Raw genomic sequence first — 16,633 nt, 5'->3', positions numbered from 1 at the left:
TAGATAATTCCGATTCATCTCTTTTATAAACGGTTAAACTTTTTTCAAAACGGTACGACTTTCTTATAAACGGTACATCTTTGTTTCAAACCGACACCTCCGCCGCATCTAACCGGTTAAACATACTTAAACACTTTGTTATCCTTTCAACAGTACCAACGAAAACTTTGTCATGAGTAATTAAAATCTCTCCTATGGCGGTCTATCCACCACAACATCTTCTATCTTATCTAAATTCCCAATTACATATCTATAAATGCAGCATTTCAGCCTTTACAACTTGAATATATTCCTGCAACTTACAAAACGCTTCTGTCAGCCTGCTTGTTTCTTCTTTATGAAGAAAGCGTGCCTTGTTTCGCTCTTCCTCTATGACAAGTAGCTGTGCGGTAGCATAAGAGAGACCGTACTTTTCGCATTCTCGTTTTATATCCTGAAAAAAAGAAAGGGGTATAGCACCTGCTCCCGAGACAAGCATCTCATCTAGAACTTGTTCCAATTCATCGATTATGCGCACTAACTCTATCATAGAACGTTTCTCCTTCATTGAGTGTAATATTTAAAATCTCTCCTGCTTCTGTATATAAGATGACAGGTGTGACAACGAGCTTTGTACCTTCCTGATAAGAATGGACAAGCATTCGCTTTACGTTCAACGAGTCCATATACATTTTTACAAGTCTAATCATCCGTTCGTTTTCTGGTCGTTTCATCATTTGCATTTGCAATGTTTTACCGGTCTTATCGATAAGAGGAATGATCCATTTTTGTTCCTGCTGCTGAAACAGCCATTCTCCTATTTCAGCAACTTCGATACAAAATACTCCTTGCTTATTTGTCTCTAACCTGTGCTCTTTTACTTTTTTTAGTAGTTCTTCCCATGAGGTTAAAAAGAGAGATTGCCACTCTACCACATTTGTTTTCCCTTCCACTTCTCCTACCGTGTGTGAGCTAGATGACAATTGAAAATCAGCGTTAAGTTTTACCTGCTTCAATCGGAAAGATGAACGAGACAGTTCGTATCCTTTCCCCGCAATCTCCCATGGAGCTTGCTTTTCATGGAGTACTTCAGGAGTTGTGCTGCTTCCTTCATAAAACATCGGACGCGACTGCGTGTATGTAATCCACTTTTCCTGCTCTCGATTATAGAAATAATACGTCACACCAACATAACCGGACTTCGTTTGCCAGCCGGATGCGCCGAAAGCGTACAAAATAAGCGGTGGAACTTCATAATATTCCGAACGATACGGACTCTCTTGCAGGCAATGCCGCTCTAACAACACAATGTGTTCATAAATCGCGGATAGCGTTTGCCGATAGGATGCCATTTGAAAAGACCCATGTTTCATCCGATATAGCCCAATATCCGTCGCTAGCTTACGAAATAAGTTCTCTAACTTTGCTAGTTTCAAAGAACGAGCTTTTACAGAAAGTTGTTCTATTTCATAGATTGTGTTTTCAGTAAGCCGCGTTAATCCAAAATGAACAACTTGCTCGATCATCTCTTTGAAAATGGATAGCTTTTCCGGAGCAATGATAAGTGGACGCATCTGTTTCGTTTCATGCAAAACCCCTTTCTCTTTTTGATACCAATATACCGCTTCCGCCTTATGACGGCATATTTCCTCTGCTTTGCACGTACAGATCGCATCAGCTACCGATTCAGCTGTCAGAAAGCGAACAGTTATATTCTCTTCTGGGAAGGACGCAATTAAAGCTGCCTCTTCTTCCAAAACAAACTTCGGCTGAAATGTTTCGCGGAACATCATTTCAGCCCACATCTTTTCAGAAACAATGCTGCGTACGTCCACATTCAAAAGAGAAGAGAAATCAACCTTCGTTTTCTCTTCTCCTTCGTACATCTTCTTAGCTTCCAACAGAGCCATAATTACATGCTTGCAAATGGAGCGGGCATCACAAGTACATGAGTAACTACGTATATCACCTGTAAACGTTACAGTAATTTCGTCATCAAGATGTATTTGAGCTGCACCCTCTTCTACGTCCATTTTGACATTTGATACAGCAGCCAAATCCTTGATCGCTCTCTTGTATGTTCCTTTGTTGGACATCGCGATCAAGTACGTTTCATCAATAGAGGAAAGAACATTTAAGAAATGATTGCTGCGATCCACTGTGCCAACCTCCCTGGTGTTAGCGCCGCTACATGAGCACCGAGCGCTACCATTTTTTTTGCCGCCTGTTTATCATAAAAAGGCTGTGCAGTCGGATCAAGAGAAGTAAGCACGATAAGCTTTGCTCCTGATTCCACAATCTTCATCGCTTCTCGGTACATTTCAGCGTAACTGCCACCTTCATATAAATCCGTTACAAGTACGACAATTGTTTTGTACGGCATCTCTATTTTATTCGTTGCATAGCGCAGCGCTTGGGCAATATATGTTCCTCCTCCAAGCTGTACACTCATAAGCGTTTCCACTGGATCGTCAATACGATCTGTTAAATCGACAACGGATGTATCAAAGATGAACAAATCTGTCTTAATCGTCGGTAAACTTGCAAAAATGCCAGCCATAACTGCACTATGAATAACAGAATCAATCATGCTTCCGCTCTCGTCTACTGCGAGAATCACACGCCATGGGTTAACGTGTTTCGTTGCAGCATAGAAGTACGGTTTTTCAATATGGATGGTGTTCGTTTCCTTGTCAAAATGCTTCATGTTTTTTCGAATCGTTTTCTTAAAATCAAAGTTGCGCATCGTACGTACACGGCTAGAACGGTTTCGATCCGGTCTACCACTTAAAGCAGGCTTCACTTCCTGCTCTAAATTACGACGTAACTCCTCAGCTACTTTGGCTACAATACGCTTAGCGGTGTCCAATACATCCGGCTTTACATGATCCTTAAATTGTAAGATGCATTTTAACAAATTCATATTTGGCTCCATTTTTTCAAGCGTTTGCTTATCCTGTAGTAAAGCAGTTAATTCATACTTTTCCAGCGCATGTTTTTCCATAATTTCAATTGTTTCTTTCGGAAATAACTCGCGCACTTTAGAAACCCAAGTGGGCACTGTTAGCTGCGAAGGATCCAGCGACCCGCCGCGTTCTTCCCCCCGTTCCCGTTCGTACAAAAACTCCAGCGCCTCGTCCATCTCCCTATATACAGGGCTTTCTTCCTGAAATGTTATTTGATCATCCGCATATTTTCCAAGAACAAGACGCCATCGATTCAAAGAGATCTTATTCTCCATCTTCTAGCCCCCGTCTAATCAGAATCTCCCGTGCCTTCCGATCTAACTGCATTGCATACGTTAGCACAGCTTCTGAAATCACTTCTTCTTTTATCGCTTCTTCCGTTGTGTCATATAACCGAGCAATCTGTCTGGCGATCGTATCAACCTCAAGCGGAGTGAATTGACTGAACAAGAGGCGCAAATGCGGCAGCACTTGCAAAAATGTCTCTTCATCAAGTTCTTGCAGGACATGAGACATCCCGTCAAGCAGCGACTCGTTATATAGAAAAATATCTTTTGCACCAGCAAACAAACCATTCAAAAATAGAGGGGCTTGCTTCTGCATATTGCCACTCCCATAAAAGTATCCTTCTGCCGCTTGCATTACATCATCAACCGTCCTCTTGGCTAAGGAAGTTAACAGCCCAAATACTGCTCCTTCTACCTGACTTTCCCGTTTCTCTTTTTGCAAATAAAGCTCCAACGCTTCAATAAACTGCTGATCTGCAGGCTGCAATGTATACAAATCGATAAGCTTTTCCGCAATAATTCCCGGTTCGCCGCCATCTAAAATAGAGAATAGCGAAAGCGCTTTGCTTCGGGCGCTATCTGCCTGCTGATTTGCTTTCTCTATTTGTGATAAATAGTAAGCGCAATCTGCCATAGACACAAAGTCCCCATCCTCTTGTATTGCCTCATCTATGAAAGGGGTGTACATGGCAAAATCGGAAAATAACCCGCTTAAGTAGGCTTCCATCAATAAAAGGGACACCTCTCCAGCACGACCTTTCGCCTTATACAGCTTTGCTCGTAGCACTTCCTGCGCGGCTTCTCTCACCGTTCCGCCATACACAGATAAGTCAATGAGAGCACTTTCCACCTGCGCTGAGAAACGATATTTCCAAGTTTCTCGCATAAGATTGATGTTCTGCTTTCTAGCAAGGTTTGGACCGCGCAGCTTCTCACAAAACGGAACCCCTAAAAAAGCGAGACAATGAAAGAATTGGCTTAAATGCTGGTGCCGTTCTTTCTTGTATATGTCAAGAATCGTTTCATGTGGTACAGTAGAACGGGCAGGAAGACGAAACGAACGAACAGAAGCACGAAAATCATGCACGAGCGGCGGCACATCCGTTTCTTTTGACAATTTGCCTCGCTTCGTCCCTTGCAGACTCGTCTGAAGCAGCGTCAAAGGTTTATCTACCGAAGATATCTCTCCTTTAACAAATGCGCTGCGCACCGCATCCATCAACTCATACAATCCAGGCTGCATCTTTCCCCGAAGCAGCGCAAGTTCACGTATCATTCGCGCAGCCTCAATCTCATCTGCCATTGATATCCCTTCTGTTTTTAACTGTCTAGCAACTCGTATCATAAATTGCTCTGCTGTCGCTTCATCCCTGTTCTCCCAAATATGTTGATAAAAAGCAGGTGCAGGCATACCGCTCTCATAACCGCGCGTCTGGTCGCTTTCCAAAAACGAGTACGGCATAAGATACGTTTTTGCATATGCCGCAGACAACGGACTTTTGGACAGTTTTTTCTTTTCTCCTTCCAATTCAAGAAGTCCCTTCACATGAAAGCCTCCGGTAACTACGAGCACCTTATCATATACTTTACGTGCTTTTTCAATTTCCTTTGCCATGTGTATCTCCCTGGCCACGCAGCCGTCTTCTATCAACATCTCCTGCGTATAGTCCGCGCGCGTGTAATAACAATAATCGAAGAGCTGCCGGATAAACTCCTCGCTCGTCATATGAAAACCTTGCAATTCAAAGTATTTCTCCCAAAATTCATGAAAGCTTCGGCAACCCGTTCTTTCTGAGAGCATACGGACATATTGACTGTGCCGGAAGTATTGTTCGCCATGTTTCCCGCGCTCTTCCTCGTTTTTCGTTACAAACAAATATTCCTTAAAGGGAAGATCAATAAATGAAACCGGAATGCCATGTGCAGCTCCTTCCCGAAGTGCGACTAGCTCCGGTGAATAGTCGAGAAAGGGATAGTACGCACGGTACTTTCCGCTCTCTCCTTTTTCAAGCACATCCGTTTTATCATCATAACTGCAATATATACAAATCGGAGCCTCGCTCTCTGCACTCACAATATGCGGAATAAGGGGGTTACAATCTATCGGTCCCTCTATAAGAATCGCATCCGGTTTATATAATTCAACTATTTTTTGTACATGAAAAGAGCATGCAGGACTATGATGGCGAATAGGCACGTATACGACGTTGTTGCTTAAATTGTAAGCTCTTTGAAACAATGAGTTTACTTCAGCTGATTGCGAGCTTCGAAAAACGACTTCCATGCCTCTCCTCCTACTTGACCTCGCGCCCTAACGATGCTTGTAAAGTAACTGCGCAGTTTTTCTAAATCATCCTTGTTTTCTTTCGCAATCGTTCCGGATAAGTATCGAACAAGTGCATCCATCTTCACCTGTCCGCTTCCATAATAGTACGCGTCCATTGCACTTTGATAATATACCGATACTGCTTCTGCGGTACTCATTACGGAAGAAGGCTGATCAATTCGTTTACCTTCAGCAGTCACGCCTTCTCGCAGTTCATGAAAAACAGTCGCCAATAGCTGAACAACCGTCCGGTCCACTTCTGGCGTGATGCCTGAGGCTCCTAATAAACGCGTTACTTGTGACTCTATTATTTTTGCTTCAAGCTTTACATCCTTAATTGGATGCACTGTTTCAAAATTAAAACGACGCTTCAATGCACTGCTCATTTCATTCACACCACGATCGCGTGTGTTGGCAGTCGCAATAATATTGAATCCAGGTTTTGCCGTAAGAATTCCTTGCTCCCCAAACTCTGGAATGTTCAGCACCTTATCGCTCAGAACGCTGATTAATGAATCCTGTACTTCCTGCGGGCAGCGCGTCAACTCTTCAAATCTAGTTAATATCCCTTGTTCCATACCAACGAAAAGGGGGCCCGGCACAAGCGCCTCTCTTACAGGTCCTTTCGCAAGAAGAAGTGCATAGTTCCACGAGTACTTAATCGTATCTTCCATCGTAGCGGCTGTTCCTTGCACAGTGTTACGACTATTTCTGCATATCGCAGCAGAAAGCAGCTCGCTTAGCATCGTCTTTGCTGTTCCTGGCTCTCCGATTAGCATCAGTCCGCGATTCCCTGCTAATGTGACAATAGCTCGTTCCACAAGCGCATCATTACCGTAAAATTTACGACTAATTTCTACTTCTTTCCCCTGCCAAAGAAGCGGCTCTTCTTGTCCGATGATAAACGTACGAACTGCACGTGGTGACAACCGCCAGTTAGGTGGTTTTGGAAACGAATCATTCGCTTCTAAAGCATTCAATTCTATTTCATATAATTCTTCCATTAACGGTTTAATAGACTGCATATGTCATTTCCTTTCTTATCGCTTGCTGCGCCAATTTTCATCACGGCCGAGATTCGATTCTGTTGTCCGTTTTATATCATATAAAATTTCACTGAAAAATCGTTCAGATACTTGTTTTGGTAAAACGCGTCTCTCATGATCAATTTCGTCGTAGTCGTATGAACCGCGTCTCACTGTGCCTGCTTTATAAAATTGAATTTCAAATAAGCACACATCTTCCTCTCCTTCATATCCAACCGGTGCACCTTCAAACGCAAGCTCCGCCCCTAATCCTGTGCGAGTGTCTTCCTTATAGAACGTATAATACACACCGGCATCTTGAACTGATCCACGGCTCCAGCCGTACTTCGTCATCTTACCAAACAGCGAACGACCATTGATTTGAATACCGGCAAACCTTTCCACAATTACTTTCTCATCGTCCTTCACCTGAAATACTTCACGGGCAATTTGCGGAAATGGCTGGACAACCTCATAATCTTCTAGCTGTTCCTTCCATAATTCCCGTTCCTCTTCCGACAATTCTAGCGGATGGATTAGACCGATAACAGTGTCTGGCGTAAGTTCATGCTCTTCTTCTTCAATCGTATTGAACGTGCCGTCCTCCATATAACGGAACATGGCAAGCAACTTTCCTTCCTTATACTCGCCCCAAATGAGCGAGATGGCAAATTGCTGCATAATTGGATTTTCCACAAACAGAGACTTCCATGTATTTTGCGACCAATAACGATTGAGAGAAAGCGCTGTTTCAAGACGCTGCGTTTGCATAGTGATAATACTTCGGAGCTGCTTCTTTATAGATGATAACTCCGCCTTAGCCTCTTCGGCTTTTTCCGTATGATCTTTTGCATTTGGTTTTGGAAGCGACTTAATTCGTTTTCCTTCTCCCGTTTTTAGCTCGATTTTCAAGTTTGGAGTTAAATAAGCAGTAAACGTCCTGCTTCCGTAATCAATTGTCTTTTCACCGCGTTTATTAAAACCAAGGTCCGGGACAAGCTGATCTTCTAGTTCTTCTTCTGTTATACCACGCGTTTTAGCAGCGAGACTCAACGCTTCTTTCGCAGCATTACGCACCTGCTTATGTTTATACTTAAATGCCATCGAATGAATAGACATAAGTCCAAGATGCGATGAGGACAACGCCAACGCTTGAACAGCTGCAGCAGCAATAGCTCCGCGCATACCAAGTGCCCACTCATCAATCTGCTTTTTGAGCAGCAGCGCCATTGCATCATCGCTATGAATGCCGTACAGCGAAAGAATGCCGCGTTTCTTCGCTTCCGCGCCTTGAGAAATCCAAAGTTGATATATCGCTTGTATATTTTCTTTCAAATCTTGTTCGTTAAGAGCAGTACCTATTGCTTTCGCCGCTTCCTTTTTCTCAATTACAGAATCTGATACATACTGCTGAAAATAGGCAAGAGGAATCATTGCATCTGCAATTGTATCGGAATCGCGCAGACGGATTTGCGGTTCAAATCCGAGCCACTGCACAAGTGCATTTCTTTTTTGCGGCGTTAAAATACGCGTGCAAAGAGCTTCTATACTTCCAGATGCTCCTCCTAAGTCCCCATCGCCAAGCAATGGAGCAAACTTCTCCATCAAAGAAGCATTTTTCTTTTCCTGCAAAGCTTCTTGTACAAGCTGTGTATATTTTTCAGATTTATAGTATAAAAGTGTTTGCATCACATTTTCGCGCACAACTTTCTTTCTATGATCTAATTCCTTTGCTACATCCTCTGCAGCTTCCGCATCTTTTGTAAGAAGTTCTACTGCAGCCGTACGTACCTTTTTGGAGGAATCCCCAAGGCTTTGAATGAGAAGATCACGCGTCTGAACTGCGTTATCCCTTGCCAGCTCATCCAAAATGAAAATTCGTTCATCCACAGAATACTCAGCAAATTTCTCTGTTACATATGCCCGTTCTTTTACAAACAAACGAATGAGTGCTTCTCTTGCCCTACTTCCTTTTTCATTACGCTCGGAAGCTTGTTCAACAGAATAATAAATGAGCTTTTCCCTCGATAAACCGTAGGAAAGAAGTTCTTCCAACATTTGTTCAGGCGAATTTTCCACAGCAGAATACCGATGCAGAAGTTCATATAAACTAGAATTATAATTATTCCCGAGTTGAAGCGCGAGCGCCGCTTCCCTCTTTGCCACTTCCTCTGTATCCCACAGGAGCGCAATTTCTAAGACAGGCATTCTCCAGTAATTATTTTTATGTTTCGGACTTTCGAGTGCCTGCTTCATATCCTCAAATGATAAATTTCCCAATAAATAGTCACGATATGTACCACGTATGTCAGATGATTTCGTTTGAAGAACAACCGTTAAAAACTCTTCACGTACTTTGTTTCTATGTAACTCGTATCCTTTCTCCGCTAAAAGCATTGAAACGAAAAGATAGTGACCTTGACTTAAATATTGCAGTGTACGTTGGACAAATTCCGGCTGCTCTTCCAACATGCGAAACAACAATTGGTATTCATATATTCGATCGAAGTCAACGAAACCTAAACGATGCTGCGTAAGACGATATGCGAAAAGCCTTTCCTCTGAAATACCAAATTGCTCACACAAATTTCGGGTTGTTTCATACACTTGTGTATCAAAACTCTTTGTTTTTCTGTAATTTCCAGATTGATCAAGAGTATGGCACGCATGAGAAATCGCATAATTCATAAAATTTTTAACAGAACGTTTCGCTAACAAGTCTATATATCGTTTTGCGACATTCGAATACTTATAAACACGAAATAATAGCAACCAAGTAAAATCGGGTAAAGACGAACCGACAGAAACTTCGCTGACAGATTCACCTCGAACGTACCTTTTTGCCGCTTCTATCTTCTCTTCTGCTCCGCTTAGTTTCAGTATAAACTCCGCATGCTCTTGCAATTCTTCCTCCAATAAGGAACTATAAGTAAGAAATCTTTCATAATCTGCGTCGAACATAACTAGAAGCAAAAGCAGCTTTTGCTGACCTGTCAGTACTTGCAACTGTTCTTCTATATAATTCGGATTCTCCTGTATTAATTGTCTAAGAAAAACATCCGCTTCATTTACAGAACGCGAAAGATTTGTTAAATACTTACAAGCAGTTGCTACAAGCCTATCGAACGAAAGGCCGCTTTTTTCGAAATAAACCTTCATATCTGGAAAACTCACATGTGTAAAACGTACGAGAAGAACATTCAACAGTTGATCCTCAAGCAAATGATAAAACAACCGAAAATAAACTGGATCTTGCTTATACGTTTTCCTAAAATCATTCATGAACTGCCAAGCAAACTCACTTCGCTTATTTTCACGAATGGTCGTTTGTTCTATATGTTTTAAAACTTCTTCATCTCTCGTCTGCAAGTAACGTATTGCTACTTCCTCTTGCGCTCCTGTCATATTAAGATGTTGAAATAACTGATATGTACTGACTGCCATCTTCTCTTCCTCCCTAGTTCTTTTATAAGTTCATCACTGCAACTTATATTTGGTTACATAATAAATATGATAACGCTTATTTTTTCATATATCTGAAATTTCTCATTCCAAAACACTTAATTGTAATAAACCGTTTTATACAAGATGCGGAATATATTTACATTACTAGTATACCATATTAACCCATACACGAACATACGTTTCTTGTAAAAAGTTCCATATTGTATGTTTTAGAGATTTATGTTTCTCGAAGATTTTCAAAAATATATTATGTATAACATCATCAGATTTCTATACTTGCAATATATAACTATATGTTCCGTTATATATTGTTATATGTATTTGTAAAGTTTAAAAGTTATAATACTTATGGGATGCTAACATTAACAGTTAAAATATTCTTTTAAAAACGCATAAAATGTTGACCAAGTTTCCTTTAACTCTCCACTTAAAAGTAGCTCATCTCCGCCTTCAAAATGAACCGAGTAAACTTTATCAGTTACACTATCTAGCACCAGTACAGCATTTGCTGACATCTCACTTAAAACTAGATACTTTTTAGGAAATCCATGCTCATTTCGAGCTATAATTGTGTTTGATTCAATATCGTTCTCTTCATCTACAATATCTAGCAACTCGTAGGGAACGTACCCTTCCCAAAAAGGTCCAGCATACCGATGATAAAATTCACTGAATGTATCAGATACTTCTACACCTAGTCTAGTTAAGACCTCTTTCACTTTTTCCTTATCTTCACGTTTATATATGTCTTCTCTAAGAACTTGGTCTAATTTATTAGGTAAAATATTCACTTTAAGTTCCTCCTAGAGTTTCCTTTCCTCTTCGCAAGGGAAGCCTCAAGTAATAGAAAGTATGGATAATGAAATCGTATAAATTTAAATTGCCACATCCTGGTAACCTACTTCAGTTACTTTTTCATTTAATAGACGAATTCCTAGTCCATTTTCTATACCCCAAGTACAATTAAATGTAATTCCGATATCTCGACCTTCAAAAATACTCGCATACGGAACAACAATTCCGTCTAAACTTATCATTTCTAGTATTTGATCCGTTGTTTCAACGAATGGATAATTTTCATTTACTTCAATATCATAACCTAGTTCATGTCGCTCTTGTTTGTAGTAGTCTAATATTGGTTGCAAAAAACTTTGTTGTAAGTGTTCCCAATTTTTCATAAGTGAGGTATATGCTTTATATTGTTCTTCATCAAATTTACCATCCTCATCACCTTTAACCACCAACGCTATTTCGACTGCATTTACAAAAAAATGAATGGTAGTATCCTTAGACCAAACATAATCGTATTCAAGTTTACCGAAAACCGCATCATTTATTGTCATTTAAATTCTCCTTTTTATTTATTGGCAAATCCCCATACATAAACACAAGTGCATTAATTTCACCTACTCCGCCCAAATTTACTGTTTATCTCTATCGGTACAAGCCGCATCTTTACATCATTTAATTCATGCTATGTTAATTTGTCTTTACGTCGATATTCATTCACTTGTCTTATGTACTTTTGTGTTTTTAATTTTAGAACCCTGAGCTGTATGACTCTAACACAAGCTGTTAACATATGTTTTTTACAATACCAGTTATTAAAACTACTCCATAGCATTTAATCTTTTCAAATTAAACCTCGTCAGCCAAAGCGTCATCGTAATTCTGTAATTCTTCTATAATTTCTTTTAATTGGTCAATATTATTCATAAATTCTTGGTGAGAAATTTCTTGATAATCGAAAACCCCCTTGCCATATTCATCACTATCAAATATTTCTACTTCTGCACCTAACTTCAACAAATTATCAACTAATTCTTTTAAATTCTCCATTTCATCGGTATCATTCGCATCAGTTTCGGCAAAAAATCTTTGTTTTCAATTTTATTTTTTATTTCTGTAATTCCTAAACTAGTATACTTTCTCAAAAGTACTATATATTTATTAAGTGAACCATTCGGGCTTATTTTAATTGCTATTTTACTCATCTATTATTCTCCTTTCCATATATTCTCTCGCTCAATTTATGTTCTCATTCAAACTATCTAATGTTAATTTCATATAGTTTTCATAACTATTATCTATTCCATCTCAGCCATATAAACAATAAAATTCCCTTTTGGATTCCCTTCAGAATACTCTTCATCCCATCCACATGGAAATCCACCAATTTTATAAATCTCCAAAATTTTCTCGAAAAAATTATTACTTTTTCCATTTATTGCACGATTTATTGCACAATTTCTCAAATCAGCTACAACATCATGAAAAAAATCACTTAGTCCATTATCACTCTTTCTTACATGTTCATCTATCAAATCTGTAAGAGCATCTAATCCTACCGATCTTTCATCTTCATTTAAATTGTAGTAATCACCCCAAACTTCACTCATTTCTAATTCTCTAATATCATTCCAAGTATATTCATCGTCACCAAAAGTTGCTTCATAAGCCAAAAATGTCGCTTTATCAATGTCTTTTATCACTTTAATATCTTTTAATAATTCCTGCGTTAAACCAGAAAATTGAAACATCCTGGAAAATTGAATTACCTCTTCTACTTCTATACTATGAATGCCATAAGTCATTATTTATTAAACAACCTTTCCGAAAGATCCATTGTCGCTCGTCCGCCTCGATTCCATACAGGTTTAGATTTATCCATTGGAAAAACATCGTCAAGCAAATCATTTGATGAGGAGTTTAAATTACATCAACCAATTAAAATAAAATTCATTCCTTTTTAAGAAAAAGAAGAATCTATATTAAACTGACAGAGCTGTGCACAAGTTCCAACTGAGAATTACTAACTAGTACTACTTCTCTTCTAATTTTTTCTTTAGATATTCAGCAATTTCTGTTTGGCCAAATTCTCTAGCATATTCATAGGCATCCATATTCTTAATACTTTCACCAGTATATCTAATTGAAATTTCTATACCCTTTTCAACTAGAAACTCGGCTACTTCTTTATGCCCACCATAAATTGCTCCAAATAATGGATTTCTTTTTGCTAAGCTCACATCTAATTCTGCGCCAACCTCTATTAGATATTTTACTATCTCCAATTGCCCCGCTCCTGCTGCCACATTTAACGCAGAAGCATCGAATGTACCACCTCTAGCATCAATATCTATCCCTTTTCCAATGAGATACTTAACTATTTCAAGGTGCCCCTTCTTTACCGCTACATGTAACCATGTACCAAATGAAGTCATTGTGTTCAAAATTTCTTTTTCATTACCTATTAATCGTTTCACTTCATGAGCATCACCAAGTTTAATTGCATTCCTTATTGCTTTGTTTACACTTTTTTTATCCAAAACAAGTCCCCCTTCATTTCAATTTATCTTCTACTAGCTAATTCTTCAAGAACTTCAACACCCTTTATTTGCATAGCCCTAATTATAGATTTTATCTATTGATTCATCATTTACTTTTCCTGCTTTTCATAAAAATCCCCTAAACAAATTCACTTGTTTAGAGGGATTTTAGATTACTCTATTTTTTATAGTAAACACTATTATATGTACAACTAAATGAAATAAAATAGCTAGAATAGAGTTGTTAAATCCTCTGTTCTTGTGATTTTTCATCTTGTGGCTTCTCATTTTAATATTTGTATTCCCAAATTATCAATATCATCATATCCATGGAATTGGGTTCCTATCAAGAAATCACTATCATATTTGTTAATTTATGATTTATATAAGTTATTAAGAAACATCAAAAAGCTCTCTGAAACTAATTTAACATACTCATCTCTTAATTCATTATCTTCCTCAAAGTAATCCATGTCACAAAAGTACACTTTACCATCCCCATCAATGTCTAAGCTATCAAACTATCAGCTGGGTCAATACCTATAGGAAGCAGATTAGATGGAACTATTTCACCTAAATTATATTGGTTATAAAAGCTTTGCAAATTTGACTCTGTTTCTTCTGATATTGGCAAAAATAACATTATTGAAGTTGTAATAGTCCCATCAGCTGTTTTAAACCTTCTTTTAACAGGTTTGCCACCATTATTATGTAATAAAAAAATTTTATAGTCCACTGGTAATATTACACCATACTTATTTTCAAAATTCCTAATATCTTCACTTACTAATGGTTTATATGAATACTCAAATTGTATCACCAAAATTCCACCTACTTTTCTTTTTGTTAGTGTTTAATTTAAAGTTTTTTTAAGTTATTAAATATTTAGTTTATTGATTATATAGGACAACTACGGAATCATCAGCACATTTTTCAACAGTATTGTTCTGAATTAATACCCATATTTAACTCATAAAACGGATTAATCTACACTAGATATTTTTAATATCTTGCCTATTTCACCTAACTGTTTTATATTTTTCAAAGCAAATTCAACAGGTATGTCTTTCATTAACACGAATGGTAATTGCTTTGATCCCTTTAATAAATCAAACAATCCCTTTTTAATGTTAAATACCTCTTGTATTTTCTTTAAATCCATGACCCCTCCTACTGGTAAACTTATTAGTATAAGATTGCAAAGCTTTTCTTTATGTATTTCTTGCTTTTCACCTACAAATTCAACATCTATCGCTCCGTCATTTATCCACTGTACAAAATTCCCACTTACTAGAGTAGCATACGTCGGATCCATAACTCCCGGATCAACTTGTATTAACTCTGTTGCGTTTTCATTTGCAGCCATTAATAAAAACTTTCCTCCCCCATTACTTCCCACAGCAACATAGCCTTTTGCATATTCACGAACCTCATATGTTGTGTTTCTTTCATTTATTATATCAACTCCAAATATAACGACTCCATTCTCAGTTACAAATCCATTCATATGCTGCAGCAAGTGTTTATAAACATTTGGTAATATTAATCCCATTTCCTCTTCAACTTTTTTAATCTCATTTTCATCGACCGGAGAATATAGTTCATAAGTCGACAATTTTTGAACATCTATTATTTGAACCCTCCTAACCCATCAAAATATCTATATACTTCTCTTATTACTTTTTTACCACTTTGGAATCTACACCAGCTGCCTCAATCACTTCTTTATAACTAATATTAAATTCGTATACTATATCTGTATTAAATCCTTCATTCCTAGCAAATAGTGATATTTAAACCGCAACATCTTGATAGCCTATTTCATCTACTTTTTCATTTATAAGACGAACTCCTAAACCATTTTCTTCATCCCACGAACAGTCAAATGATATTCCTATATCACGTCCTTCGCGAAGAAAGTCATATGGAACAGAAATACCTACTAATGTTATATGTTCTATTAATTGATCAACTGTCTCAATTAATGGATAGTCTTCATTAAACGCAACATCATAACCTATTTCATGCCTTTTTTGTTTATAATAATCTAAAATTGAATGTAGTATGCTATGTTGGATTTGTTCCCAATTATTCATTAATGAGTTGTATGCTGCATATTGCCCTTCATCAAATCCACCATCTTCTGAACCACCTACCAATAATGCTATCTCGATGTCCTTTCCTAAAAACTTTACAGTTCTGTATCCTACCCATTTATACTGATAATCAAGTTCTCCAAAAACTTCATCATTTATTGTCATTTTACAATCTCCTTATTACTTATTTGCAATTACACCTCCTATTGTCTAATCCTAATCATTAATTCATAACTAGCTTTCTCCTGCTTTTCATAACACTCCCCCTAAACAAGTGAGCCTGTTTAAGAGGAGTTTGGATCACTCTATTTTTCAGAATAGTAAATAATATTAGGTTGTATTATTAGGGTATTATTTTGAATATTGATTCAATAACCTTTGTTTTTCTTCCTGTTCTGGTATTATTCCTAGATATTTATACTTCCATAATACATATAAGTCGCTTAGATTTAACCTTTTTGCGTCCAAGAAATTGACTCAAATCCACTATCCTATGTTAAATTTATACAATTTTAATTATCTACCATTTTCATAATATCTTTTTTAATAATTGTATTACTTTGAATCTCACTGCTAATAGAATAATTTTCTAATAAGCATTTTTTTACTTTATCAATACTTTCAAGTTTAAAGAATTTAGATTCAACGGAATTTTCAACTAATATTATTAATGTTTCGTCATCAATTCCTTCTATTGCTTGGGGAACAAATTTCCTATTTTCTTTTTTATAAGCTTGCCAAATAGTATATGAAACTGCATCTAAAACAGCATACCAAGCATATTGTTTTTTATCATCTTTCTCAAGATGAGCAAATTCAACTACATCTATATAATCTTCGCTATCAATGTAACCATATAAATCAGCAACTTCTATCTCTTCGCCTTCAAGCCACTGCCAACAACTATCTAATGCCCCCCTACCAGTTTTATGGCCATCTTCACTTATATGTATCAAGTTAAACATTCTTTCAGCTATTATCAAACCTATTACAACTTTAGCTTCTTCATTTAGATTTTCTATGAAATTCAATATAAATATCACTCCCTTAATTTTAAATAGCTCCTACCACACTTCCAATCTATGAACCTTCGACAACACATAGGGCGTCACTGTGACAAACCATTTTTCTATTGGCTATGCTCATAAAAAATTCTTTTG

General features: G+C 37.7%; 13 protein-coding genes and 2 pseudogenes. All 15 read right to left on the bottom strand.

What is annotated here, in order from left to right; genetic code table 11:
* Positions 1–250: 250 nt before the first annotated feature.
* A complete protein-coding gene (locus QUF99_RS02425; RefSeq protein WP_289368493.1) occupies positions 251–529 on the bottom strand; it encodes a hypothetical protein in 279 nt (92 codons plus the stop codon).
* Positions 501–2,138, bottom strand: a complete 1,638-nt coding sequence (locus QUF99_RS02420; protein ID WP_289368492.1) for an SWIM zinc finger family protein — start codon at positions 2,136–2,138, stop codon at positions 501–503. Before QUF99_RS02420 ends, QUF99_RS02425 begins: the two co-directional genes overlap by 29 nt.
* Positions 2,114–3,220, bottom strand: a complete 1,107-nt coding sequence (locus QUF99_RS02415) for a VWA domain-containing protein (protein ID WP_289368491.1) — start codon at positions 3,218–3,220, stop codon at positions 2,114–2,116. Before QUF99_RS02415 ends, QUF99_RS02420 begins: the two co-directional genes overlap by 25 nt.
* Positions 3,210–5,516, bottom strand: coding sequence for a DUF5682 family protein (locus QUF99_RS02410; protein WP_289368490.1), 2,307 nt, complete (start codon positions 5,514–5,516; stop codon positions 3,210–3,212). The genes QUF99_RS02415 and QUF99_RS02410 overlap by 11 nt, the downstream gene beginning before the upstream one ends.
* Positions 5,477–6,583: an ATP-binding protein gene (locus QUF99_RS02405; protein ID WP_289368489.1), complete on the bottom strand. Its 1,107-nt coding sequence runs from the start codon at positions 6,581–6,583 to the stop codon at positions 5,477–5,479. The genes QUF99_RS02410 and QUF99_RS02405 overlap by 40 nt, the downstream gene beginning before the upstream one ends.
* Positions 6,584–6,598: 15 nt before the next feature.
* Entirely contained in the window at positions 6,599–10,027 is a 3,429-nt protein-coding gene (locus QUF99_RS02400; protein WP_289368488.1) for a DUF4132 domain-containing protein, read from the bottom strand.
* 383 nt (positions 10,028–10,410) lie between these two features.
* On the bottom strand, positions 10,411–10,839 hold the full coding sequence (locus tag QUF99_RS02395; RefSeq protein ID WP_289368487.1) for an SMI1/KNR4 family protein: 429 nt from the start codon (positions 10,837–10,839) through the stop codon (positions 10,411–10,413).
* A gap of 84 nt (positions 10,840–10,923) precedes the next feature.
* Complete coding sequence (locus QUF99_RS02390) at positions 10,924–11,391, bottom strand: DUF6985 domain-containing protein (protein WP_289368486.1); 468 nt, start codon at positions 11,389–11,391, stop codon at positions 10,924–10,926.
* A gap of 295 nt (positions 11,392–11,686) precedes the next feature.
* Positions 11,687–12,042, bottom strand: a pseudogene (locus tag QUF99_RS28445) (hypothetical protein).
* 93 nt (positions 12,043–12,135) lie between these two features.
* Positions 12,136–12,642, bottom strand: coding sequence for a hypothetical protein (locus tag QUF99_RS02375; RefSeq protein ID WP_289368483.1), 507 nt, complete (start codon positions 12,640–12,642; stop codon positions 12,136–12,138).
* Between the two features lie 228 nt (positions 12,643–12,870).
* Positions 12,871–13,377, bottom strand: a complete 507-nt coding sequence (locus QUF99_RS02370) for an ankyrin repeat domain-containing protein (protein WP_289368482.1) — start codon at positions 13,375–13,377, stop codon at positions 12,871–12,873.
* 374 nt (positions 13,378–13,751) lie between these two features.
* Positions 13,752–14,197, bottom strand: a pseudogene (locus QUF99_RS02365) (SMI1/KNR4 family protein).
* Positions 14,198–14,359: 162 nt separating this feature from the next.
* A complete protein-coding gene (locus tag QUF99_RS02360) occupies positions 14,360–15,010 on the bottom strand; it encodes an SMI1/KNR4 family protein (RefSeq protein ID WP_353958381.1) in 651 nt (216 codons plus the stop codon).
* Between the two features lie 160 nt (positions 15,011–15,170).
* Positions 15,171–15,638 carry a DUF6985 domain-containing protein gene (locus QUF99_RS02355; RefSeq protein WP_289368478.1) on the bottom strand — a complete coding sequence of 156 codons (468 nt, stop codon included), beginning with the start codon at positions 15,636–15,638 and terminating at the stop codon, positions 15,171–15,173.
* 347 nt (positions 15,639–15,985) lie between these two features.
* Positions 15,986–16,504 (bottom strand): Imm6 family immunity protein, encoded by a 519-nt coding sequence (locus QUF99_RS02350; protein ID WP_289368476.1) that lies wholly within the window; start codon positions 16,502–16,504, stop codon positions 15,986–15,988.
* Positions 16,505–16,633: the final 129 nt, after the last annotated feature.

The sequence above is a fragment of the Bacillus sp. DX4.1 genome (assembly GCF_030348195.1).
Taxonomy (GTDB): domain Bacteria; phylum Bacillota; class Bacilli; order Bacillales; family Bacillaceae_G; genus Bacillus_A.
The sequence above is the reverse complement of the archived record's forward strand: the minus strand, read 5'-3'. Positions and strand labels throughout refer to the sequence as shown.